Below are 22,488 nucleotides of genomic sequence, written 5' to 3' on the forward strand. Positions count from 1 at the left end.
CATCAGTCACAGGGCATGTCCTTGAGCAGGTCGCCGGCGATGATCAGCTTGCGCACCTCGGTGGTGCCGGCGCCGATTTCCAGCAGCTTGGTGGAACGATACAGCCGGTTGATTTCCGATTCCCAGATATAGCCCGAGCCGCCGTGGATCTGCACCGCAAGGTCCAGCACCTTGTTCACCGTATTGGCCGCGAACATCACCGAGGCCGCGGTCAGCCGGTGGATGTCGCCGCGCCCGCCCTCGCCCGCCTCGACATGCGAGGCCGCGGCCAGCACCCGCCAGACCAGTGTGCGCATCGCCTCGGTCTGGACATACATGTCGGCCAGCATCGACTGCACCATCTGGAAGCTGCCGATGGGCTTGCCGAACTGGCGGCGGGTCTTGGCATAGTCCAGCGACAGATCGAGCGCCCGTTCCGCGATGCCCAGGCACAGCGGCGCCACCATGGCGCGTTCCAGGTCAAGCCCGCTCATCACGATGCCGACGCCGCGGTTTTCCGCGCCCACCAGGTTTTCGGCCGGCACAAGGCAGTCGTCGAACACCAGCTCGGCCGTCTGGCTGCCGCGATAGCCCATCTTGACCAGCTTCTGCGCCACCTTGAAGCCGGGGGTGTCGGTTTCCACGATGAAGGCGGAAATGCCGCGGGTGCCCTGGTCGGGCGCGGTCTTGGCATAGACCAGCACCACATCGGCCACCGGCCCGTTGGTGATGAAGATCTTGGACCCGTTCAGCACGTAGTGATCGCCCTCGCGCCGCGCGGTGGTGCGCATCGACCCCAGCGCGTCGGACCCCGCCCCCGGCTCGGTCAGCCCCAGCGCCCCGATCTTTTTGCCCGAGCACAGGTCGGGCAGGTATTTGCGGCGCTGCGCGTCGTTGCCGTTGCGCCAGATATTGTTGGCGCACAGGTTGTCATGCGCCACCACCGCCAGCGCCATGGCGTGGTTCCAGCGCGAAAACGCCTGCATCACCAGCCCGGCCGACAGCAGGTCCATGCCGGCGCCGCCGTATTCCTCGGGGATGGTGGCGCCCAGGAAACCGGCCTCGCCCACCAGGCGCATCCCGTTCTCGGGCCACCATTCCTCGGCATCCATCCGCTCGGACAGCGGGTAAAGCTCGCCGCGCGCGAAACGGTCGGCGTGGTCGAGGACCGCGGCACGGTCGGGGTCCAGCTCGAACAGGTCCGGGTGGTTGGAGGTCATCGGGCACAGCTCCTTGGCCGGGGGCGCGTCGCGCCTGTTGATGAACAATATTCATCACTACTTCCGCTGAACGGGTCAAGAGTTTTGATTCACCCAAAGATCATGATTGACACAGTCGATGAAGCAGCCTCATTAATTACGGAACACAGGCTGAAGGAGGATCAGCGCCATGTCCGATCCGGTCACGATCACCCGCGACGACGCGACGCTGACGATTACCATCGCGCGCGAATCGCGGCGCAATGCGCTGAATGCCGATGTGGCGGCGGCGATCATGGCGGCGCTGGACCGCGCCGAATCGGACGGCAGCATCCGCGCCGTGGTGCTGACCGGCGCCGGCGACCGCGCCTTTTGCGCGGGCGGCGACCTGCAGCCGGCGGCGGACGGCGCGCCGTTCAGCATCGACGCGGCCGACCCCCGCCACTACGTCGCCGCACTGCTGCGCCGGATGAACGACTGCCGCCTGCCCCTGATCGCGCGGGTGAACGGGCACGCGCTGGCCGGGGGCTTCGGCCTCGTCTGCGCCTGCGATCTGGTGGTGGCGCGCGAGGATGCGCTCTTGGGCGTGACCGAGGTCAAGGTCGGGCTGTTCCCGATGATGATCCTGCCCTTCCTGCTGCGCAACACCCCCAACCGCGTGCTGATGGAGATGTGCCTGACCGGCGAGCCGATCACCGCGGCCGAGGCAAAGGCGCATGGCATCGTCAACCATGCCGTGCCCGCGGCGGATTTGGACACGAAACTGGGCTGGCTGCTGGGGCGCATCACCGACAAGACCCCCACCGGCATCCGGCTGGGCAAGCAGGGGCTGGCCAAGATCCGCGAGATGTCGCTGGACGCGGCGCTGGAATACGCCCCCTTCATGCTGGCCAACATGGCCCGGACCGAGGACGCCCGCGAAGGCTTTGCCGCATTCGCCGAAAAGCGCCCGCCGAACTGGACGGGGCGCTGAACATGCGCGAGGCGATCCGCATCGGCTGTGGCGGCGCCTTCTGGGGCGACAGCCCCGAGGGCGCGGCCCAGATCGTCCGGCAGGGTAACGTCGATTACCTGGTGATGGACTATCTGGCCGAGGTCACCATGGCGATCCTGTCGCGGATGAAGGCGCGCGCCCCCGACGCGGGCTTTGCCAGCGATTTCATCACCCAGGTGATGCGCCCGCTGGCCCCCGAGATCGCACAGCGGCGCATCCGGGTGGTGGTGAACGCGGGCGGGGTGAACCTCGACGCCTGCCGCGACGCGCTGCAGGCGCTGTTTGCCGAACAGGGGCTGTCCCTGCGGGTGGCGGTGGTCGAGGGCGACGACCTGTCCCCGATCGCGGATGATCTGCGCGCCAGCGGCACCGCCGAGATGTTCACCGGCGCGCCGATGCCGGAACGCCTGCTCAGCATCAACGCCTATCTGGGCGCTTTCGGCATCGCCCGGGCGCTGGGGATGGGGGCGGATGTGGTGCTGACCGGGCGCGTGGTCGATTCCGCGCTGGTGCTGGGACCGCTGATCCACGAATTCGGCTGGTTCGAGGGCGACCACGACCTGCTGTCTGCCGGCAGCCTGGCCGGGCATCTGCTGGAATGCGGCACGCAGGTGACCGGCGGCATCTTCACCGATTGGCGCGAAACCGTCGCCGGCTGGGACGACATGGGCTTTCCCATCGCCATCTGCCACCCCGACGGCAGTTTCGAGATCACCAAGCCCGAGGGCACCGGCGGGCTGATTTCAACCGCAACGGTCTCCGAGCAGCTGTGCTACGAGGTCGGCGACCCCGCCGCCTATCTGCTGCCCGACGTGACCTGCGACTGGTCGCAGGTGCGGCTGGAACAGCTTGGCCCCGACCTTGTGCGCGTGACCGGCGCGCGCGGCCATGCGCCGACCGGCAGCCTCAAGGTCAGCGCCACCTGGGCCGACGGCTGGCGCATCGCCGCCACGATGATGGTCGCCGGGCGCGAGGCCGCCGCCAAGGCGCAGGCCACCGGTCAGGCGATCCTGGCCCGCGTCGCGCGGCTGCTGGCGCGGGACGGGCTCGCCCCCTTTACCGACACGCTGATCGAGCTCTTGGGCGCGGAAAGCAATTACGGCGCGCAGGCCCGCGCGCAGTCCACGCGCGAGGTGGTGCTGAAGCTTGCCGCCAGCCACCGCGACCGCGCCGCGCTGGAAATCTTCGGCCGCGAGCTCTACCACGCCGCCACCGCCATGGCGCAGGGGCTGACCGGGTTCGCCGGCGGCCGCCCGGCGCCGCAGCCGGTGGTGCGGCTGTTTTCCTGCCTGGTCCCCAAGGCGCTGGTGCCGATGCGCGTGTCCTTCGAGGGGCGCAGCCACGATCTGCCCCATGCCGAACCCGGTGCGCGGCCCCCTGCCCGCCCCGAAGCCCGCCCCCCGGCGCCGATGCATGACGGCCCGCTGCGCACCGTGCCGCTGATCGCGCTGGCCCGCGCCCGCAGCGGCGACAAGGGCGACCGCGCCAATATCGGGGTGCTGTCCCGCGACCCCGCGTTCCTGCCGTGGATCGCCGCGGCGGTGACGCCCGACGCCGTGCGCCAATGGCTTGCGCATTTCGTGCAGGGCGAGGTGCGGCGCTACGACTGGCCGGGGCTCGACGGCTTCAACTTCGTGCTGGACCGGGCGCTGGCGGGCGGCGGCACCGCCTCGCTGCGCCATGACGCGCAGGGCAAGGCGCTGGCGCAGATCCTGCTGGACCTGCCGGTGCCGGTTCCCGCCGACTGGACCGCGCCCGGCGGCAGGCTGGAAGATTTCGCGACCGAAGGCAGACCCCATGATCGTTGATCCCGACTTCCCCATCCGCAAGGTGCTGATCGCCAACCGGGGCGAGATCGCCTGCCGCGTCATCCGCAGCCTGCGGGCGATGGGGCTGGGCTCGGTCGCCGTCCACCACGCGGCCGAGGCCGGCGCGCTGCATGTCCGCATGGCCGACCAGGCGGTCGAGCTGTTCGGCGACACCCCCGTCGCCGCCCATCTGGACGCCGCCCAGATCATTGCCGCAGCAACGACCACCGGCGCCGACGCCATCCACCCCGGCTACGGCTTCCTGTCGGAAAACGCCGATTTCGCCCGCGCGGTCGTGGATGCGGGGCTGATCTTCATCGGCCCCTCGGCCGACAGCATCGCGCTGATGGGCGACAAGATCTCCTCGCGCAATTTCGCGCAGGCGCATGGGGTGCCGGTCGCGCCCTCGGTGATGCCGACCGACGACCTGGACGAGTTCGCCGCCCAGGCCGCGCAGATCGGGTTTCCGCTGCTGATCAAGGCCTCGGCCGGCGGCGGCGGCAAGGGGATGAGCATCGTGCGCGACGCCGAGGGGCTGATCCCCGCCGCCCGGCTGGCCGCCAGCGAGGCGCAGCGCTATTTCAACGACGGCCGCATCTACGCCGAGCTTTACGTCGAGCGCCCGCGCCATATCGAGGTGCAGATCCTCGGCGACGGCGAAAACGGCGCCATCCACCTGCATGAACGCGAATGCTCGATCCAGCGCCGCTTCCAGAAGATCGTGGAAGAGGCGCCCTCGGCCGGGCTGCCCCCGGAACTGGCGGCCGAGATCTGCGCCGCCGCGGTGCGGCTGGCCCAAGCCGCCAGCTATCGCAACGCCGGCACGGTCGAGTTCATCCTTGCCCCCGACGGGCGGTTCTATTTCCTGGAAATGAACACGCGGCTACAGGTGGAACACCCGGTCACGGAAATGATTTCCGGGCTGGATCTGGTCGCGGCGCAGGTCAACATCGCCGCCGGCCGCGGCCTGCCGATCCGGCAGGACCAGCTGCGCCGCGACGGCCACGCCATCGAATGCCGCATCTGCGCCGAGGACCCGGAACGCGACTTCATGCCCGAAACCGGCCGCATCCGCCTGTTGCGGGTGCCGCAGGCGCCGTGGCTGCGCTTTGAATCCGGCCTGACCGAGGCCGAGGCGGTGACCAGCGACTTCGACCCGATGCTGGCCAAGCTGGTGGTGCACGGCGCCAGCCGCGAACAGGCGATCGAGCGCACTCTGGAGGCGCTGCGCGGGCTGACCCTGGTGGGGGTGACGACGAACATCGACTATCTGGCGCGGGTGATCGACAGCCCGGCCTTCCGCGCAGGCGATCTGCACACCGGCTTTGTCGCGCAGCACGCGCAGGCGCTGGCCCCGGCCCCCATGACGGATGACGCGCTGGCCCCGGTGCTGGTCGCCGCCGCGCTGGGGTTCCGCGAGTTCCGGCAGGCGGTGTTCGACGTGCCGGAGCTGCACGCCGCCATCGGCCCATGGAGGAACTGAGATGTCCTTTGCCCTGCTGCTGAACGGCACGCGCCACGAAATCCAGATCATCCGCCGCCGCCCGCATCTGCTGCTGCGAATCGACGGGCGCGACCATATCGTGCAGGACCCCGGTCCCGAGGGCGACGGCGAACTGGCGCTGACCGTCGACGGCCGCCGCATCACCGCCCTGCGCGCGGCGGGCGACGGCGTGCAGGATGTGCGCTGCGACGGCCGCACCCACATCGTGCAACTGGCCGACGACGGCGGCGGGGCGGGCGCCGATGGCGGCCTGTCCGAGCTGCGCGCCCCCATGCCCGGCGCGGTAATCGAGATCCACGCCGCCCCCGGCCAGCGCGTCGCCCGCGGCGATCCGCTGCTGACCATCGAAAGCATGAAGCTGCAAACCGTGCTGAGCGCGCCGCGCGACGGCACCGTGGCGGAAATCGCCGTGGCGCAGGACGAAACCTTCGGCAAGGACCAGATCCTTGCCCGGCTGACCCCCGAGGACGAAAGCGATGCGTAAGATCCAGTCCCGCCTGAACACCTCGGGCCCCGAGTTCCGCCACAACGCTGCCCATAACCGCGCGCTGGTGCAGGCGTTCCGCGAGCGCCAGGAACAGGCGCGCCATGCCCGCCCGCAGCGCGATCTCGACCGGCTGGAACGGCAGGGGAAGATGCTGCCCCGGCAGCGGATCGAGCGGCTGCTGGACCCCGGTACCCCGTTTCTGGAACTGTCCTCGCTGGCGGCGAACCGCGCCTATGGCGGGGAAAGCCCCTCGGCCAGCTCGATCGTCGGCATCGGGGTGGTGTCGGGGCGCGAGGTGCTGATCCGCGCCGACGACCCCAGCGTCAAGGGCGGCGCCTGGTATCCGCTGACGGTGAAGAAGATCGTCCGCGCCATGGATATCGCGCTGGAAAACCGCCTGCCGATGATCCACCTGTGCGATTCCGCCGGCGGCAACCTGCAGCTGCAGTCCGAGCTGTTTCCCGACAGGCACATGGCCGGTCGTATCTTCCGCAACCAATCGCTGCTGTCGAAACTGGGCGTCAAGCAGCTGGCGCTGGTGTTCGGCCATTGCACGGCGGGCGGCGCCTATATCCCGGCGCTGTCCGACTATTCCGTGATCGTGCGCGGCACAGGCGCGGTGTTCCTGGGCGGCCCGCCGCTGGTCAAGGCAGCGACAGGGGAAGAGGTCAGCGTCGAGGATCTGGGCGGGGCCGAGATGCACACCTCGGTCTCCGGCACCTGCGACTATCCCGCCAATGACGAGCTGGACGCCATCCGCATCGGCCGCGAAATCGTGGCGCAATGGGACCGCCCCCGGAAATGGCCGGCGCAGCAGGAAACGCCCGAGCCCCCGGCCTATGACCCGGCCGAGCTTTACGGGATCATCCCCGACGACATCAAGAAATCCTTCGACATGCGCGAGGTCATCGCCCGCATCGTCGACGGCTCGCGCTTTCACGAATACCAGCCGAACTATGGGCAGACGCTGGTCTGCGGATTCGCCAATATCTGGGGGTTCAAGGTCGGGATTCTGGCCAACAACGGGGTGCTGTTCAACGACTCGAGCCTCAAGGGCGGGCATTTCATCGAGCTGTGCAACCAGAACAACACGCCGCTGGTGTTCCTGCAGAACATCACCGGCTACATGATCGGGCAGGAATACGAGCGCCGCGGCATCACCAAGGACGGCGCCAAGATGATCATGGCGCTCAGCTGTTCGCATGTCCCCAAGTTCACCGTGATGTGCAACGGCTCGTTCGGGGCGGGGAATTACGGCATGTGCGGGCGCGCGTTTGACGGTCGCTTCATGTTCACCTGGCCCAACCACCAGATCGGGGTGATGGGCGGCGACCAGGCCGCCAACACGCTGGCCGAGGTCAAGGCCAACCAGATGCGCCGCAACGGCGGCACCGTGGACGAGGCGGAAATCAAGGCGCTGTGGCAGGAAACAAGGCAGGCGTATGAGGACCAGCTGTCGGCCTGGCACGCGACCTCGGAAATCTGGGACGACGGGATCATCGACCCGGCGGACACCCGCAACGCGCTGGGCATCGCGATTTCAGCGGCGCTGAACGCGCCGCTGGCCGAACCGGGCTTTGGCGTGTTCAGGTTCTAGGCGTCTCGGCGGCGCGGGCCTGCCGCTCGGCCGCCAGCGTCGCCAGCAGCCGCGGATAGATGCGCTGCATTTCCGCCGAAAACCGTGCGTAAGGCAGGTCGTCGAACTCGCCGTGGAACTGCAGATACTCCATCGCGCGGCGGCCCTGCGCGTCATAGGGCTGGAAGATCGAATCCTGCGTACCGTCGAACGACAGCGGCTCGACCCCGTTGCGGGCGCACAGGGCCGCGTCAAAGGCCGGGGTGGCCTTGAGCCAGCGCCCGTCGATCTGCAGCGCCGTATAGGCGTGCCAGCGGAAATCGGGCGTGTCCATCAGCTGCTCGAACCGCGCCGGGGCCAGGTGGTTGCGCACATCCGCAAACCCGATCCGCGACGGGATCCCCGCCGCGCGCGCCACCGCTGCCAGCAGCACCGCCTTGGGCACGCAAAAGGATTTCTCGGCCCGCAGCACCTTTGATGCGGTCAGCATCTCCGGCTCGATCCCGAAGGCGTAGACGCTATAGGGCACCGCGTCGCGCACCGCCGCGGCCAGCGCCACCGCCCGGGACCGCGCATCGCCGTCGCCCGCATGGCGCGCGGCAAAGGCGGTGATGTCGGGATGGTCGCTGTCGATGAAGCGGGTCGGCACCAGACTGGGGTCGGCCATCAGCGCGCCCCCTTGCGCGACGCGAAGAAGGCGTCGATGGCCGCGCGCATTTCCGGGCCGCGCCCGGCCTCGCCCTGCAGGTCGCGCTCCATGTCCAGCATGACGTCGAGGTCGGGGTCGGCGGCGCGCGCGATCAGCCGCTTGGTCATCGCCAGCGCCGCGGCGGGGCGTTCGGCCAGACGGGCGCAGATCGCCTCGGCCTCGGGCAGCAGCGCGTCATCCTCGACCACGCGCCAGACCAGCCCCCAGCGCTCAGCCTCCTCCGCCGGGATGCGGTCGCCCAGCAGCATCGCGGCCGAGGCGCGGATGCGCCCGGCCATCCGCGGCAGGAACAGGGTGTTGCCCGCATCCGGCACCAGCGCGATGCCGACGAACGGCTCATAGAAGAACGCCGAGCGGCCGGCAATCACGATATCCGCCGCCAGCGCCACCCCGACCGAGGCGCCCGCGCAGGCCCCGTTCACCGCCGCGACGATCGGCAGCGGCGATTCCCGCAGGGCGCGGATCAGCGGGTTGAAATGGTCGTCCAGCACCTGCGCCAGATCCGGCACGCTGTCCGGGTCCAGCGTCGAAAGATCATAGCCGGCGCCGAAGGCCGCCCCCTCGCCGGTCAGCAGCACCGCGCTTGCGCCGCCGGCCTCGGCCGCGCGCAGCGCCGCCAGCAGCTCGTCGGCCGAGCGGTTGCGCATGGCGTTGCGCTTGGCGGCGCGGCACAGGGTGATGCGGGCGACGCCGCCCGAAAGCTCCAGCCGCACGTCTTCCCAACCGGTTGCGCTGTCCATGTCCCTGCCCCGCTGATGAATGTCGTTCACTGCCGATGAAACCCGAATATGCCGGCCTGTTCAACCGCGAACAGCGGCACGGCGTGGCGCTGGAAAAACGCGGCTCAGCTCAGCTGCCCAGCTGCCGCGCCACCGCATCCACCCGCTCGGTCAGCAGGTCCAGCCGCGCCAGGATCTCGTCGCGCGGCGCCCCCCCGGGGGCACGGGGCAGCAGCCCCCCATAGACGATGTTGGTGATCTCGCGCGCCGTGGCTTCAAGGTCAAAGGCGCCCTCGTTGCGCAGGAACGCCCAGGTGCGATGCTCGATGGCTCCATAAACCATGTCGCGCACCAGCGAGGGCGACACATCGGCGCGGAACACCCCACGCGCCGCCCCCTCGCGCACGATGTCGGCGATGCGGCGGGTATAGGCCCGGTTCAGCTCGAACAGGCGGGTCGAGCGGTAATGCGGGTCGGGGCGCAGCTCGTGGAACACCAGCCGCGCCAGCCCGGGGTCGCGCTGCAACGCCTCAAGATGGCTATAGACGACATAGTGGATGCGGTTCCATTCGCCCTGCACCGCGCCGAAGCCGGGCTCGGACGCCTCCATCATTTCGACATACCAGGCTTCGGCCACGCGCTGCAGCAGGTCGCGCTTGTTCTCGAAAAAGCGGTAGATCGTGCCCTCAACCACCCCGGCGCGTTCGGCGATGTCCGAGATCAGCGATTCGGAATAGCCCTTTTCGGTGAACACCTCGCGCGCCGACCGCATGATGTCGGCGATGCGCTGCTCGGGCGGCAGCCGGTTCACCTGACGTTTGGTTGCGCGCTGCGCCATGACGATCACCCCACTGGACGGATGCGGGCTTACCCGTTGCCGTAGCTGAAGCCCAGACCGGCGCGCACATCCTGCTGGATACCGTATTGCGGGAAGGGATAGCGGAAACCGTTCTTCGACAGCGCCTCCATCCCCAGGACGGCGCGGGCCATGTCCTCGAGCGGTGCGGCCATCAGCATCTCGTCGTCCAGCACCCCGCCATAACGGCGCTCGGCGAAACAGGGGATCGAGAGCGAGGGCTCGCGCTTGACCAGCGCCCTGCCCCAGCTGTCCGCGCAGGAGCTTTCGCCCACCACCGACCAGTCGAAGCGCTTGTAGCCCTGCCATTGCAGGCCGTTGATGAAATACATCATCGCGCCGGGGGTGGCATAGAACAGCGCGATGTCGGGCGGGTCCAGCCGCCCCGAGGCCAGGGGCGAGACCACCAGCGCGTCATATTGCCCGTCCGGCACGCAATGCATGGCGGCCTGATGGGCGGCGGCGCCGGGCTGGTCCTGGAACCACACCCCGTCCATGCGGTTGCCGGCGGCCCAGTCGGGGGTCTTGGCGTTGCCCAGCCCCACCACGGCGCGGCATTGCGCGCCGGCCAGATCCTCGGAGGTAACGCCCACGGTCCAGCCCAGCCGCGCCGCCTGCGCGACGATCTGGTCCAGCGTGTGGATATGCTGCGGGCGGCGGATGCGGGGAATCACCTGCATCTCGGCGCGGTCGGCAAACAGCTTCATCCCAAAGGGCAGGCTGCGCAGTTTCAGCAGCCGCTCCAGCGCCGCCGCGATCTCGCGCGCGTCGAGGGCTTGGGCGATGGTTTCAGGTGCAGCGATCATGCCAGCCACCGCTTGCGCCGGCGGTAATGCTTGACCGCGTGGTAGTCGACGGCGACGGCGCCGCTGCCCAGATAGGCTTCCTTGATGTCGGGGTTTTCGCGCAGCACCGCGGCCGGGCCGCTCATCACGATGCGGCCCTGTTCGATCAGATAGGCGTGGCTCACCACGTCCAGCGCCGCCACGGCATTCTGTTCGACCAGCAGCACCGCCACCCCTTCTTCGCGGTTGATGCGGGTGATGATGTCGAAGATCTCGTCCACCAGCAGCGGCGCGAGGCCGAGGCTGGGTTCGTCCATCATCAGCAGCTTCGGCCGCGTCATCAGCGCACGGGCGATGGCCAGCATCTGCTGCTCGCCGCCCGACAGATACCCCGCCTTGGCCTTGGCGCGGGTCTTGAGCCGAGGGAACAGTTCGAACATCTGTTCGGCCATTTCGTCAATCTTGGCCCGGTCGGAATACATCGTGGTCGCGGCCAGCAGGTTTTCCAGCGGCGTCAGATGCTCGAACACCTTGCGGCCTTCCAGCACGTGGACGATGCCGCGGCGCACCCGGCTGGGCGGGTCCAGCGCCAGGATATCCTCGCCCTCGAAGGTAATGGTGCCGCGGGTGACGGCGCCGCGCTCGGGGGCCAGCAGGCCGCTGATGGATTTCAGGATGGTGCTCTTGCCCGCGCCATTGGCGCCCAGCAGCGCGACCAGCCCGGCCTGCGGCACCTCGAGCGAGGCGCCTTTGACGGCCAGCGACACCTGGTCGTACACGACCTCGACACTGTTGACGGATAGCAGGGCCATGCGGTCATCCCTTCATGTTGACGCCCCCGCCCCGCAACAGGCGGGACAGGGGCGCGGCATCACTGCCCGGTCTTGGCGAATTCCGAGGAATACTTGCGCACCTCTTCCCACACCACGTCCTGGTTGGCGCTGAACCAGTCGGTCATCGGCTCGAACGCCTCGCCGTTCCAGCGCGCGATCCGGCCCATGCCGCCGCCCTGATGGTCCTCGGGGGTGATGGTGGTGGGCGGGATCAGCCCCTCGGCGGTGAACTCGGTGATCGAGTTCAGCCCGGCGTTCAGCCATTCGCCGCTGACCGGCCCGTCGGGGGCGATCTCGGCGGCGCGGCGCACGCCTTCCAGCATCAGCGCGGCCAGCATCACGCCATAGTTGTAATAGGCGGTGCCGACCTTGTCCTCGGGGCCCGCGCCCTTGCCGGCGTTGACCACCTCGGCCAGGATTTCCTGGATCACCTTGGGCTCGCGCCCCGAGACGCAGGGCTCGAACTTGAGCACGCCGACGGTCTGGTCGCGCCCCACCACATCCATGTCGGATTCCGACAGCCAGACGCTGCTGGACACCCGGTTCATGTCCAGCCCGTTGCGCGCGGCCTCGGTCAGCGCCACGGTCTGGCCGACGCCCGCCCCCCAGAACATCGTCCAGTCGGGACGCGCGCGGCGCACCTGCGGCCAGATCGCCGACTGGTCGTTGCCCGGCGGGGTGTAGGGGAAGGCCTGCAGCTTGAAGCCTTCCTTGGCGGCCAGCGCTTCCAGCACCGGCAGCGGCTCCTTGCCGAAGGGCGTGTCGATATGGACGAAGCAGATGGTCTTGCCGTCCAGCGTGCCGCCGTCCTGCTGCTTGAAATACTCGATCAGCAGCCCGGCCTGGGTCCAGTAGTTCGGCGACAGCGGGAACACATAGGGGAACACCGTCCCGTCCGCCGCGTCCGAGCGCCCGGAGAACGCCGTCACCATGTTGATCTTGTCCTCCAGCGCCCGCGGGGTCAGCGCCCGCGCGACCGGGGTGGACAGCGGATCGACCAGCACCGCGCCCTGCGACTTGGCGCGCTCATACGCCTCGATGGCGCGGGGCTGGTCGTTGGCGTGGTCGCTGATGTCGACGGCGATGGTATAGCCGCCGATGCCGCCGCGCTGGTTCATCATGGTGATGTAGTCGCGCTGGCCCTGGTTATATTCGGCGGTCACGAAGGTGTAGACCTTGGTGAAGTCCATCGGCATCGCGATGCGCACCACCTTGTCGCCGCCCTGCGCCAGCGCCACCCGCAAGGGCAGTTGCGAGGCCAGCGCGGCGGCCGCCGCTCCGGTCAGGATATTCCGACGTGTCAGGCTCATCTGGTTTTTCCTCCCCAGTTTTTGTCGTCTTGTCACTGCCGGGCGTGGCGGAACGGCCAGACCAGCAGGTAATTGCGGATATTGCTGTAGATTTTCGCCAGCCCCAGCGGTTCCAGCAACAGGAACCCCATGATCAGCCCGCCATAAAGCATCAGCGGCAGATGGGCGCGCAGGTCGGTGGGGATGGCGACGCCGAACTGGTCGGCGGCCAGCCCGATCAGCTGGTTCAGCACGATGGGCGCGAACAGGATCAGCCCCACCCCCAGGAACCCGCCCAGCACCGAGCCGAGCCCCCCGACGATCACCATGGCGACCAGCTGGATCGACAGGTCCAGATGGAACTGGTCGGGCGAGATGGTGCGATAGTAGCAGACCGCCAGCACCGCCCCGGTCATGCCCCCGATGAACGAGGACACCCAGAACGCCAGCAGCTTGTAGCGGAACGGGTCCACCCCGATGATCGAGGCCGCGTAGTCCTTTTCCCGCACCGCCGCCAGCGCCCGCCCGAACGAGGTGCGCTTGACGTTCAGCATGAACAGGGTCAGCACCGCGCACAGCGCCAGCGCCACGTAATAGGGCGCGCGGTCGCCCTGGATGGCGATGCCCAGAAAGCTGGTGCGCGGCACCGACAGCGCTGCCTGAGTGCCGCCGGAAATCGCCGGCACCTGCACGATGACGAAATCGACGATATACTGCATCGCCAGCGTCGCCATCGCCAGATACAGCCCCTTGACCCGCAAGGCGGCGGCGCCGAACACCACCCCGATCGCGGCCGAGGCGAGCCCCCCCATGATCATCGCCAGCTCGAACGGCAGCCCGGCCCGCATGGCGTGGACCGAGGCATAGGCGCCGATCCCGATCACCGCGCCATAGCCCAGGTGGATCTGCCCGGCGCCGCCCATCAGCAGGTTCAGCCCCATCGCGGCCATCGACCAGATAATCAGCGGCAGCAGATAGCCCACCACGAACAGCCGGTCGACCAGGAACGGCGCCACCAGCAGCAGGGCAAAGATCACGATCACCGCCCAGCGGTCGGTCGGCAGTTTCCACAGCTGCCGCTCGTCCTGATAGCGGGTGAAGCTGATGCCGGCGCGTCTGTAGATCATCGCTCAGACCCTCTCGATATGTTCGCGGCCGAACAGCCCGTGCGGGCGGAACAGCAGTGTGAGCAGGATGATGACCGAGGCGACGACATCGCGGGTGCCTCCGCCGACGATGGGATCGAGGATGCCGGTGGCCAGGCTTTCGGCCAGCCCGACGATGATCCCCGCGATCAGCACCCCGACGATGGAATCCAGCCCGCCCAGAATGGCGATGGCCAGCGCCTTGATCAGCAGCAGCGACAGCGACCAGTCCACCCCTTGCGTTGCGCCCCAAAGCACGCCCGAGGTGGTCGCCATGCAGGCCGACAGCCCCCAGGCCACCGCAATGGCGCGTTCCACCCGGATGCCCACCGACCAGCTGGCGGTCTGGTTGTCGCTGACCGCGCGCATGATGATGCCGAAGCGGGAATTGAAGAACAGGATCGACAGCAGGATCAGCCCGAGCGACACCCCTCCCCCGATCAGGATGGCGCGGTTCAGCAGCAGGTCGCCCATAAAGATCGGCGCGTTCGAGATGCCCAGGTCCAGCCGCTTGACCGCCGCGCCGAAAAAGCCCGGGATGACGCCGCGCAGGAAGATCTCCAGCCCGATGGTCAGCATGATGACCATGATCACCGGCTGCCCGATCATCCGCCGCAGCGCCACCCGTTCCAGCGCGACGCCGAAGGCGAACATCACCGCCAGCGCCAGCGGGATCGCCACCCACATCGACAGGCCGAAACTGTTGGCCAGCACCACGACCGTATAGGCCCCCATCATCGCCAGCGCGCCCTGGGCCAGGTTGGCGATGCCCGAGGTCTTGTAGATCAGCACGATGCCCGCGGACAGCAGCGCATACATCAGCCCGACGAACACGCCGTTCAGGGCCAGTTCCAGCAGCAGGATCATGTCCATCTTCAGACCCTCCGGATCACGAGGTTGCGGCGCAGCGTGCCCTCGCGCCCGTCCTCATAGGTGATTTTCGCGTCGAAGATGACCTCGTCCGACCCGTCGTAAAGCGCGGCGACCAGCGGCGCATAGGTCTGTTCGATCACATTGCGGCGCAGCTTGCGGGTGCGGGTGATCTCGCCGTCGTCGGCGTCGAAATCCTTGTGCAGGTTGACGAAGCGGCGGATCTTCAGCCCGTCGGGCTGCAATTCGTTCATCCGCGCGATCTCGCCCGCGATCAGCTCCAGCATCTCGGGCCTTTGCGACAGCTCGGCGTAAGAGGAATAGGAAATCGAGCGCTGTTCCGCCCAGTGCCCTGCCGCCTCGTAGTCGATGCAGACGATGGCGGTCAGCTCGTCCCGCCCGGCGCCAAGAATGGCGACGTTGCGGATATAGGGCGAGAATTTCAGCCGGTTCTCGATGAAGGTGGGGATGAAACGCTGCCCCTGCGCGGTTTCCACCAGTTCGCTGACCCGGCCCAGCACCACCAGATCGCCGCTGTCCTGGATATGGCCGGCGTCGCCCGTGCGCAGGAACCCGTCCGGGGTCAGCGCCTCGGCCGTGGCCTCGGGGTTGTCGGCATAGCCGTGGAACACCGAGGCCGAGCGGATCAGGATCTCTCCGCTATCGTCGATGCGCACCTCGACCCCCGGCATGGCGCGGCCCACCGTGTCGATGCGCACGCTGCCCTCGACCTGCGCGGCCGACAGCGCGCAGGTCTCGGTCTGGCCGTAGAACTGCTTGAGCCTGATGCCGAGCGCGCGGAAGAACAGGAACGTGTCCTCGCCCATCGCCTCGCCGCCGGTAAAGGCCCGCTCGGCCCGCGACAGGCCCAGGTAATCCTTGAGCGGCCCGTACATCACGAACCCGCCCACCGCCTCGCGCAGCAGTTCCAGCGCGTTGGGGCGATAGCCCTTCAGCCGCTTGCGCTCCAGCTCGATGGCGCGGGGGATGAACCAGTCGTAAAGCCGGCGTTTCAGCGGGGTGGAATCGGCCATGCCGACCTGAATCCGGGTCAGCATCGCATCCCACGCCCGCGGCGCCGCCAGATAAAACGTCGGCGCGACCTCGCGCAAATCATGCAGCGCGGTTTCCGCCCGTTCGGGAATGTTGATCGTGGCCTGCAACAGCACGCCCGCGCCCAGCGTAAAGACGAAATCCCCCACCCACGCCGTGGGCAGATAGGCGAACAGCGTCTCTCCGCGCTGGAAATAGCCGCCGGCCTCGGCGTTGGCGATGCCGCCGACGATGTTGGAATGCAGCAGCGGAATGCCCTTGGGCGTGCCCGTGGTTCCCGAGGAATACAGCAGCACCGCCGGATCGTCGGGCCGCGCCCGCGCCACCAGATCGGCGGCCAGCCCCGGCTCCGCCGCCAGCCGCGCGCGCCCGCGGGCGGCGACCTCGGACAGCGCGATCAGCCCCGGCTCGGCATAGCCGGCCAGCCCGCGCGGGTCGTCGTAGATGATGGTCGAGGGGCGGCCGATGCGGCCGCGCAGGTCCAGCAGCTTGTCGACCTGTTCCTGATCCTCGGCCAGCGCGATGTCGGGTTCACCGAAGCGCACGAAGGTCTTGAACTCGTCCACCGGCACATCGGGATAGACCGGCGAAGGGAAGGCCCGCAGCGCATTCGCCGCCAGCATGGTGAAATAGATCGCGGCGCGGTTGTCGCCGACCACGGTCAGCGCGCGGCCGGGGCCAAGCCCCAGCGTTTCCAGCCCGGCGGCGATGGAAAGCACCTCGTCCAGCACCTGCGGCCAGCTCCATTCCCGCCAGATGCCGAAGTCGCGTTCGCGGAACCCCGGGCGGCTGCCCGGCTGCGCGGCATTGGCGGCCAGTGCCGCGACCAGCGTGGCGGGGGCCCCGCTGTCGGTGACGGGCCAGCCGGTGATCTTGCCCTGGATGCTCATGCCCCTGCCCCCGTGTGCTGACCTGCCTGCTGCTGCACGGCGATCCCGGCGTGGCGGGCGGCGGCGCGGGCGCCCAGATAGGCGGTGACCACCGCCGGGTCGGCGATGGTGGCGTGCGGCTCGCCCTCGGCGATGACCTCGCCATAGGACAGCACCGCCACCCGGTCGCACAGCGCCGTCACCACGTCCATGTGATGCTCGATCAGCAGGATGGTCACGCCGCGTTCGTCGCGTGCATCAAGGATGAAGCGGGCGATATATTCCTTTTCCTCCTGGTTCATCCCAGCCATCGGCTCGTCGAGGATCAGGAACCGCGGCTCGGCCACCAGCGCGCGGGCCAGTTCCACCCGCTTTTGCAGCCCCATCGGGATCACGTCGACGGGTTCGTCGCGGATATCCTGCAGCTGCATGAAGTCGATGATTTCCTCGACCACGCGGCGATGGGCCAGCTCTTCGCGCTGCGCCCAGACCCAATAGAACAGCGTCGCCAGCGAGGACGGGTGCATATGGGTGTGGCGCCCGACCAGGATGTTGTCCAGCACGCTCATCCCCTTGAACAGCGCAAGGTTCTGGAAGGTGCGGGCGACGCCCTGTTTCGCCACCCGATGCGGCGCGGTGCCGGTGATGTCGCGGCCGAACAGCTCGACCCGACCGGCGTTCGGCGGATAGAATCCGGTCATCACGTTGACCATGGTGGTCTTGCCCGAGCCGTTGGGCCCGACCAGGCCGAAGATCTCGCCCTCGCGCACCTCGACGTCGACGCCCTTCAGCGCCTTGAGGCCGCCGAAGGACCGTTCGATCCCGGTGCAGCGCAGGATGACCGGCCGCGCCCCTGCCGAGGCGGCGGCCGGTGTCGTCACGGGCCCCGCGGTCTGAAAATTGGTTCCGGCCACGCTCTCCCTCCCCTGAAGTTCGTGGTTGCCCTGCTATGAAAGGTCAGTTCATTTACTCATGTCAAGCACCCATTTTCAGCGGGGCAGAAATCGCGAAAAATTCTGCTTGCGACGCAGGGTCATTGGCGATTCATTGTGCGGGACGGACAGATGAAACCACTTCATGAACGGGGCATGGACACGGGGGTCCTGCGTCCATGCAAGCAGAAAGGACCGTAGATGACGCGTTCCGCGCCCATCCCGCCGCCACAGGAATTCCGCTTGCCCGAGGACCGGCGCCGCGCCGGGCTGGCGGCGCTGGGCGACACGATCCGCGCGGCGCGGCAGGTGCCGTTCTGGGCCGCGCGCCTGCCCGACCCCGGCGCGGGTCCGGTCACCGAGTCGATGCTGGCCGCGATGCCGATCCTGCGCAAGGGCGATCTTCCGGCGATGCAGGCGGCGCTGCCGCCCTTTGGCGGGATCACCGCCCGGGCCACGGGGGCGTTCGGGCGGCTGTTCCTGTCCCCCGGCCCGATCTGCGAGCCGGGCGGCGTGGTAGACGGCGGCGCGGTGCAGGCGATGCGCGCGGCCGGCGTCCGGGCGGGCGACGTGGTGCTGAACTGCTTCGGCTATCACCTGACCCCGGCCGGGCTGATGTTCGACGATGCGGCGCGCAGCCTGGGCGCGGCGGTGATCCCGGCCGGCGGCGGCAATACCGGGCCGATCCTGCAGGCGATGGCCGCCTATGCGCCGCGCGTCTATGTCGGCACCCCCGATCACCTGAACATCCTGGTCGAGGCCGCCGCGGCCGCGGGCCAGCCGCAACCGTTCCAAGCGGCGCTGCTGTCGGCCGCGGCGCTGCCCGCCAGCCTGCGCGCCGGTTTGGCCGATCGCGGCATCGCGGTGTTCGAGCAATACGGCACCGCCGAGCTGGGCATCATCGCCTATGAGACCGATTCGCACGACGGCATGGTGCTGGCCGAATCACTGTGGGCCGAGATCGTCGCCCCCGGTTCCGGCGAACCGCTGCCCGAGGGCGAGGTGGGCGAGCTGGTGGTGACCCCGCTGCGGCCGGACTATCCGCTGATCCGCTTCGGCACCGGCGATCTGTCCGGGTTCGTACCGGGCCAGGCCGCCAGCGGCCACAGCAACCGCCGCCTGCGCGGCTGGCTGGGCCGCGCCGATGATGCGGTCAAGGTCAAGGGGATGTTCCTGCGCCCCGCCATGCTGGCCGAGGTCCTGGCCGCCCTGCCCCCCGACCTGCCCGCCAGCCCACCGGCCCGCTTCGTCATCGACCGCACGGCCGAGCGCGACCGGCTGACCCTGGAAATCGCCGCCACGCCCTCGGACCAGCTGGGCACGCTGCTGCTGGCCCGGGTGCGTGACGTCACGCGGCTGGGCTGCGAATTGCGCTGGGTCACCCCCGAGACGCTGGCCGGCGCCGAGGCACAACCCATCCTCGACCGCCGCCCGAAGCCGACGTGAGCGGGGCGACCGGAGAGGCCCAACCGGTGTTGGTGGCGCCCCGAGGTGCTGGCCGGGGCCGAGGCGCAACCTGTCCTCGGCTTCAGCGAGCCCCCCCAATTCAGCCCTTCTTCACCTCGGCGGCGAATGAGTGTTCCGGGCCGGGGAAGCTGCGGGTGCGGACCTCGGCGGCGTAGGCCTCGATCGCCTTGTCCGCGTCATGCCCCAGCTCGGCGTAGCGCTTGACGAACTTGGGGCGGAAGGCGGTGAACATGCCCAGCATGTCGTCGATGACCAGCACCTGCCCGTCGCAATCGGGGCCCGCGCCGATGCCGATGGTCGGCACCGCGATCTCGCGACTGATCCGGGCCCCCAGCTCGGCGGGCAGTTTTTCCAGCACCACCGCAAAGGCGCCGGCATCGGCCACGGCCTTGGCGTCGGCCAGCACCTGCTCGCCCTCGGCGCCGCGGCCCTGCACCTTGTAGCCGCCCAGCGCGTTGACCGACTGCGGGGTCAGCCCGACATGGGCCATCACCGGGATGCCGCGGGCGACCAGGAAGCGCACGGTGTCGGCGATATGGCGGCCGCCTTCCAGCTTGACGGCCTGGCAGCCGGTTTCGGCCATCAGCCTTGCTGCATTGCGGAACGCCTGTTCGGGGCTTTCCTCGAAACTGCCGAAGGGCAGGTCCACCACCATGCAGGCGTGCTTCAGCCCGCGCCCCACCGCCTGCCCGTGCAGGATCATCATCTCCATGGTGACGCCCAGCGTCGACTCCAGCCCGTGCAGCACCATTCCGACGCTGTCGCCGACCAGCACCAGGTCGCAGTGGCGGTCGACCAGTTGAGCCACCGGGGTGGTATAGGCGGTCAGGCAGACCACCGGCTCGGCCCCCTTGCGGGCGCGGATGTCGGCGGGGGTCAGGCGGGGCTTGCGGTCGGGCGTGGCACTCATGTCACTTTCCTCCAACAGTCAGAAATCAAGGCCAAGATCCAGCGTCCGGCTGGAGTGGGTCAGCGCGCCGACCGAGATATAGTCGACCCCGGTCGCGGCCACCTCGGCGATGCGGTCCAGCCGCATGGTCCCCGAGGCTTCCAGCACGATGCGCCCCGAGGCCATGGCGACGGCATCGCGCAGCATGGGCGTGCTCATGTTGTCCAGCAGCACGACATCGGCGCCGCCTTCGTCCAGCACTTCGGCCAGCTGGTCAAGCCGGTCGACCTCGATCTCGGTGCGGATCATGTGCGAGGCGCGGGCCTTGACCGCCCGCAGCACCGCGCGGATCCCGCCCGCCGCGGCGATGTGGTTGTCCTTGATCAGAATCGCGTCGGACAGGCTGAAGCGGTGGTTGAAGCCGCCGCCATGCAGCACCGCCTGTTTTTCCACGATTCGCAGCCCGGGGGTGGTCTTGCGGGTGCAGGTGATCCGGGTGCTGGTGCCCCGGGTTTCGGCGACGAAAGCCGCGGTCTGGGTCGCGATCCCCGACAGCCGCCCGGCAAAGTTCAGCGCCACCCGCTCGGCCGACAGGATCGAGGCCGCCTCGCCCTCGATCTCGGCCAGCACGTCGCCCTGGGCAAAAGCGCTGCCGTCGGGGATCAGAACCCGCAGCCGCAGGTCGGGGTCGATCAGCCGGAACGCAATCGCCGCCAGCTGCATCCCCGAGGCCACCCCGGCCTCGCGCGCCCGGATCCGGGCCTGATAGCGCGTGCCGGCGGGGATCACCGTGCGGGTGGTGATGTCGCCATAGGTGCCCAGATCCTCGGCCAGCGCGGCGCGGACCAGCGGCTCGATCACCATGTCGGGCAGGGGCGGCATCCGGGCGGGTTGGTCGGTGGTCATCATCTCTCCTCGGGCTGGGGGCGCAGGGCCAGCGCCTCGGCCAGCGTCATGCGGCTGCGGCGGCCGGTGGCGCCATCGGTGTCGGGAAAATCGCGGCGGCAATGCGCGCCACGGCTTTCGCGCCGGGCCAGCGCCGCGGCGGCGATCAGCGTGGCGGTGGCGGTCATGTTCAACAGCGGCTCGCAACCGGGCTGCGCGGATTCCACGGCGGCAATCTCGCGCAGGGTGCGGGCCAGCCCCTCGGCATCGCGGATCACCCCCGCGCCCGCTGTCATCGCAGCGCGCAGCCGGGCGACCAGCTGCGGGTCGGGCAGTTCGCCGGCGCCCTTGGTCGGCAGTTCCACCGGCGGGGCATTCTGCGGCAAGGGCACCGCCGCAGCGATGGAATCCGCCGCAGCCGTCCCGAACACCACGGCTTCCAGCAGCCCGTTCGAGGCCAGCCGGTTCGCCCCGTGCAGCCCGGTCGAGGCCGCCTCTCCGGCTACCCACAGCCCGGGCAGCGAGCTGCGCCCCTGCCGGTCGCAGGCGATGCCGCCCATGTGGTAATGCGCCGCCGCCACCACCGGGATCGGATCGCGTAGCGGGTCGATCCCGTTGCGGCGGCAGGCGCCGGCCACGGCGGGGAAATCGGTCAGGATGCGCGCCCCCAGCGCCCTGCGCGTATCCAGCGCCGGGCGCAGCCCCGCCTGCGTCTGCGCGTAGATCGCACGCGCCACCACGTCGCGGGGCGCCAGCTCGGCGTCCGGATGCAGCCCCGGCATGAAGCGTTCGCCCAGCCGGTTGACCAGCCACGCGCCCTCACCCCGCAGCGCCTCGGTCGCCAGCGGCGCGGGGTCCTCGGCGCAGTCGATGGCGGTGGGGTGGAACTGCACGAACTCGGCATCCGCGACCACCGCCCCCGCCCGCGCCGCCATCCCCAGCGCCTGCCCGCAGATGCGCGCAGGGTTGGTGGTGCGCGCATAGAGACCCGCCGCGCCGCCCGCCGCCAGCAGCACCGCCGGCGCGCGCAGCAGCACGGGCGCCGAGCCCCCCGCCGCCATCAGCCGCACCCCGGTGACGCGCCCCCCCTCGACGGCCAGCCCGGTGGCGATCATCCCCTCCAGAACCTGGACCGAGGGCGCCTCCCGCACCGCTGCGATCAGCGTGCGGGTGATCTCGGCCCCCGCCTGATCGCCGCGCACCCGCACCACCCGGGCAAACCCGTGCGCCGCCTCGCGCGACAGCACATAGCCGCCCTCCGCCGTGCGGTCGAAGGGCGCGCCGATCCCGGTCAGGGCGCGGATCTGCCCCGGCGCCTGCGCGGTCACGAAATCCGCCACCGCGGCGTCGACCAGCCCGGCCCCGGCGCGGATGGTGTCGGCGGCATGGTTTTCCGGCGCATCCGCCGGGTCCATCGCCGCGGCGATGCCGCCCTGCGCCCAGGCGGAACTGGCGCCGCTGCCCAGCGCCTCGGGCGAGATCATCAGCACCGGCCGCGGCGCCAGCCGCAGCGCCGCCGTCAGCGCCGCCAGCCCCGCGCCCACGATGACGACGCGGCCGGTCTCCAGCTCCGAGGCCTGTTCTTCATCATGCAAATATCCCACGGGGGCGCGGGGGTGTGAAACCCCCGCTCCGGCAGC

20 protein-coding genes are annotated in these 22,488 nt (G+C 69.3%); 6 read left to right on the top strand and 14 right to left on the bottom strand.

Annotation, left to right across the window (positions count from 1 at the left end; translation table 11 throughout):
• Positions 1–2 precede the first annotated feature (2 nt).
• On the bottom strand, positions 3–1,199 hold the full coding sequence (locus RSP45_RS08225) for an acyl-CoA dehydrogenase family protein (protein WP_415393962.1): 1,197 nt from the start codon (positions 1,197–1,199) through the stop codon (positions 3–5).
• Between the two features lie 169 nt (positions 1,200–1,368).
• Here RSP45_RS08225 and RSP45_RS08230 point away from each other — a divergent pair, with 169 nt between their 5' ends.
• Genes RSP45_RS08230 through RSP45_RS08250 form a run of 5 tightly spaced genes read left to right on the top strand, consistent with a single transcriptional unit; the run spans position 1,369 to position 7,568 of the window.
• The gene (locus tag RSP45_RS08230; protein ID WP_415393963.1) at positions 1,369–2,151 is read left to right on the top strand and encodes an enoyl-CoA hydratase-related protein; all 783 of its coding nucleotides are present in this window, start codon (positions 1,369–1,371) and stop codon (positions 2,149–2,151) included.
• A 2-nt stretch (positions 2,152–2,153) separates the two neighbouring features.
• Positions 2,154–3,980, top strand: a complete 1,827-nt coding sequence (locus RSP45_RS08235) for an acyclic terpene utilization AtuA family protein (protein WP_415393964.1) — start codon at positions 2,154–2,156, stop codon at positions 3,978–3,980.
• Positions 3,970–5,463, top strand: coding sequence for an acetyl/propionyl/methylcrotonyl-CoA carboxylase subunit alpha (locus tag RSP45_RS08240; protein WP_415391530.1), 1,494 nt, complete (start codon positions 3,970–3,972; stop codon positions 5,461–5,463). Before RSP45_RS08235 ends, RSP45_RS08240 begins: the two co-directional genes overlap by 11 nt.
• 1 nt (position 5,464) lies before the next feature.
• Positions 5,465–5,968 carry an acetyl-CoA carboxylase biotin carboxyl carrier protein subunit gene (locus tag RSP45_RS08245; RefSeq protein WP_415391531.1) on the top strand — a complete coding sequence of 168 codons (504 nt, stop codon included), beginning with the start codon at positions 5,465–5,467 and terminating at the stop codon, positions 5,966–5,968.
• Positions 5,961–7,568: an acyl-CoA carboxylase subunit beta gene (locus RSP45_RS08250; RefSeq protein WP_415391532.1), complete on the top strand. Its 1,608-nt coding sequence runs from the start codon at positions 5,961–5,963 to the stop codon at positions 7,566–7,568. Before RSP45_RS08245 ends, RSP45_RS08250 begins: the two co-directional genes overlap by 8 nt.
• Here the strand turns inward: RSP45_RS08250 and RSP45_RS08255 are convergent.
• From RSP45_RS08255 to RSP45_RS08300, 10 genes are all read right to left on the bottom strand, one after another.
• Entirely contained in the window at positions 7,558–8,214 is a 657-nt protein-coding gene (locus RSP45_RS08255; protein WP_415391533.1) for a transglutaminase domain-containing protein, read from the bottom strand. The genes RSP45_RS08250 and RSP45_RS08255 overlap by 11 nt on opposite strands.
• On the bottom strand, positions 8,214–8,996 hold the full coding sequence (locus RSP45_RS08260; protein WP_415391534.1) for an enoyl-CoA hydratase-related protein: 783 nt from the start codon (positions 8,994–8,996) through the stop codon (positions 8,214–8,216). The genes RSP45_RS08255 and RSP45_RS08260 overlap by 1 nt, the downstream gene beginning before the upstream one ends.
• Positions 8,997–9,105: 109 nt before the next feature.
• Positions 9,106–9,813 carry a TetR/AcrR family transcriptional regulator gene (locus RSP45_RS08265; protein WP_415391535.1) on the bottom strand — a complete coding sequence of 236 codons (708 nt, stop codon included), beginning with the start codon at positions 9,811–9,813 and terminating at the stop codon, positions 9,106–9,108.
• 29 nt (positions 9,814–9,842) lie between these two features.
• On the bottom strand, positions 9,843–10,637 hold the full coding sequence (locus tag RSP45_RS08270; protein ID WP_415391536.1) for a DUF169 domain-containing protein: 795 nt from the start codon (positions 10,635–10,637) through the stop codon (positions 9,843–9,845).
• Positions 10,634–11,428 (bottom strand): ABC transporter ATP-binding protein, encoded by a 795-nt coding sequence (locus RSP45_RS08275; protein WP_415391537.1) that lies wholly within the window; start codon positions 11,426–11,428, stop codon positions 10,634–10,636. The genes RSP45_RS08270 and RSP45_RS08275 overlap by 4 nt, the downstream gene beginning before the upstream one ends.
• A gap of 59 nt (positions 11,429–11,487) precedes the next feature.
• The gene (locus RSP45_RS08280) at positions 11,488–12,759 is read right to left on the bottom strand and encodes an ABC transporter substrate-binding protein (RefSeq protein ID WP_415391538.1); all 1,272 of its coding nucleotides are present in this window, start codon (positions 12,757–12,759) and stop codon (positions 11,488–11,490) included.
• A 32-nt stretch (positions 12,760–12,791) separates the two neighbouring features.
• Positions 12,792–13,865: a branched-chain amino acid ABC transporter permease gene (locus RSP45_RS08285; RefSeq protein ID WP_415391539.1), complete on the bottom strand. Its 1,074-nt coding sequence runs from the start codon at positions 13,863–13,865 to the stop codon at positions 12,792–12,794.
• A 3-nt stretch (positions 13,866–13,868) separates the two neighbouring features.
• Positions 13,869–14,756, bottom strand: coding sequence for a branched-chain amino acid ABC transporter permease (locus RSP45_RS08290; RefSeq protein WP_415391540.1), 888 nt, complete (start codon positions 14,754–14,756; stop codon positions 13,869–13,871).
• A 2-nt stretch (positions 14,757–14,758) separates the two neighbouring features.
• On the bottom strand, positions 14,759–16,696 hold the full coding sequence (locus RSP45_RS08295; RefSeq protein WP_415391541.1) for an AMP-binding protein: 1,938 nt from the start codon (positions 16,694–16,696) through the stop codon (positions 14,759–14,761).
• Positions 16,693–17,556 carry an ABC transporter ATP-binding protein gene (locus RSP45_RS08300; protein ID WP_415391542.1) on the bottom strand — a complete coding sequence of 288 codons (864 nt, stop codon included), beginning with the start codon at positions 17,554–17,556 and terminating at the stop codon, positions 16,693–16,695. Before RSP45_RS08300 ends, RSP45_RS08295 begins: the two co-directional genes overlap by 4 nt.
• Before the next feature lie 252 nt (positions 17,557–17,808).
• Here RSP45_RS08300 and RSP45_RS08305 point away from each other — a divergent pair, with 252 nt between their 5' ends.
• Positions 17,809–19,053 (top strand): phenylacetate--CoA ligase family protein, encoded by a 1,245-nt coding sequence (locus tag RSP45_RS08305; protein WP_415391543.1) that lies wholly within the window; start codon positions 17,809–17,811, stop codon positions 19,051–19,053.
• A 100-nt stretch (positions 19,054–19,153) separates the two neighbouring features.
• On the opposite strand, the gene panB is transcribed toward RSP45_RS08305, so the two are convergent.
• The 3 genes from panB to RSP45_RS08320 are packed head-to-tail and all read right to left on the bottom strand — an operon-like array spanning position 19,154 to position 22,452.
• Entirely contained in the window at positions 19,154–19,984 is an 831-nt protein-coding gene (panB, locus tag RSP45_RS08310) for a 3-methyl-2-oxobutanoate hydroxymethyltransferase (protein WP_415391544.1), read from the bottom strand.
• Positions 19,985–20,002: 18 nt separating this feature from the next.
• Positions 20,003–20,869 carry a carboxylating nicotinate-nucleotide diphosphorylase gene (gene nadC / locus RSP45_RS08315; RefSeq protein WP_415391545.1) on the bottom strand — a complete coding sequence of 289 codons (867 nt, stop codon included), beginning with the start codon at positions 20,867–20,869 and terminating at the stop codon, positions 20,003–20,005.
• Positions 20,869–22,452 (bottom strand): L-aspartate oxidase, encoded by a 1,584-nt coding sequence (locus RSP45_RS08320; RefSeq protein ID WP_415391546.1) that lies wholly within the window; start codon positions 22,450–22,452, stop codon positions 20,869–20,871. Before RSP45_RS08320 ends, nadC begins: the two co-directional genes overlap by 1 nt.
• Positions 22,453–22,488 lie beyond the last annotated feature (36 nt).

This window comes from Paracoccus sp. SJTW-4 (assembly GCF_047716885.1).
Lineage (GTDB): Bacteria > Pseudomonadota > Alphaproteobacteria > Rhodobacterales > Rhodobacteraceae > Paracoccus > Paracoccus solventivorans.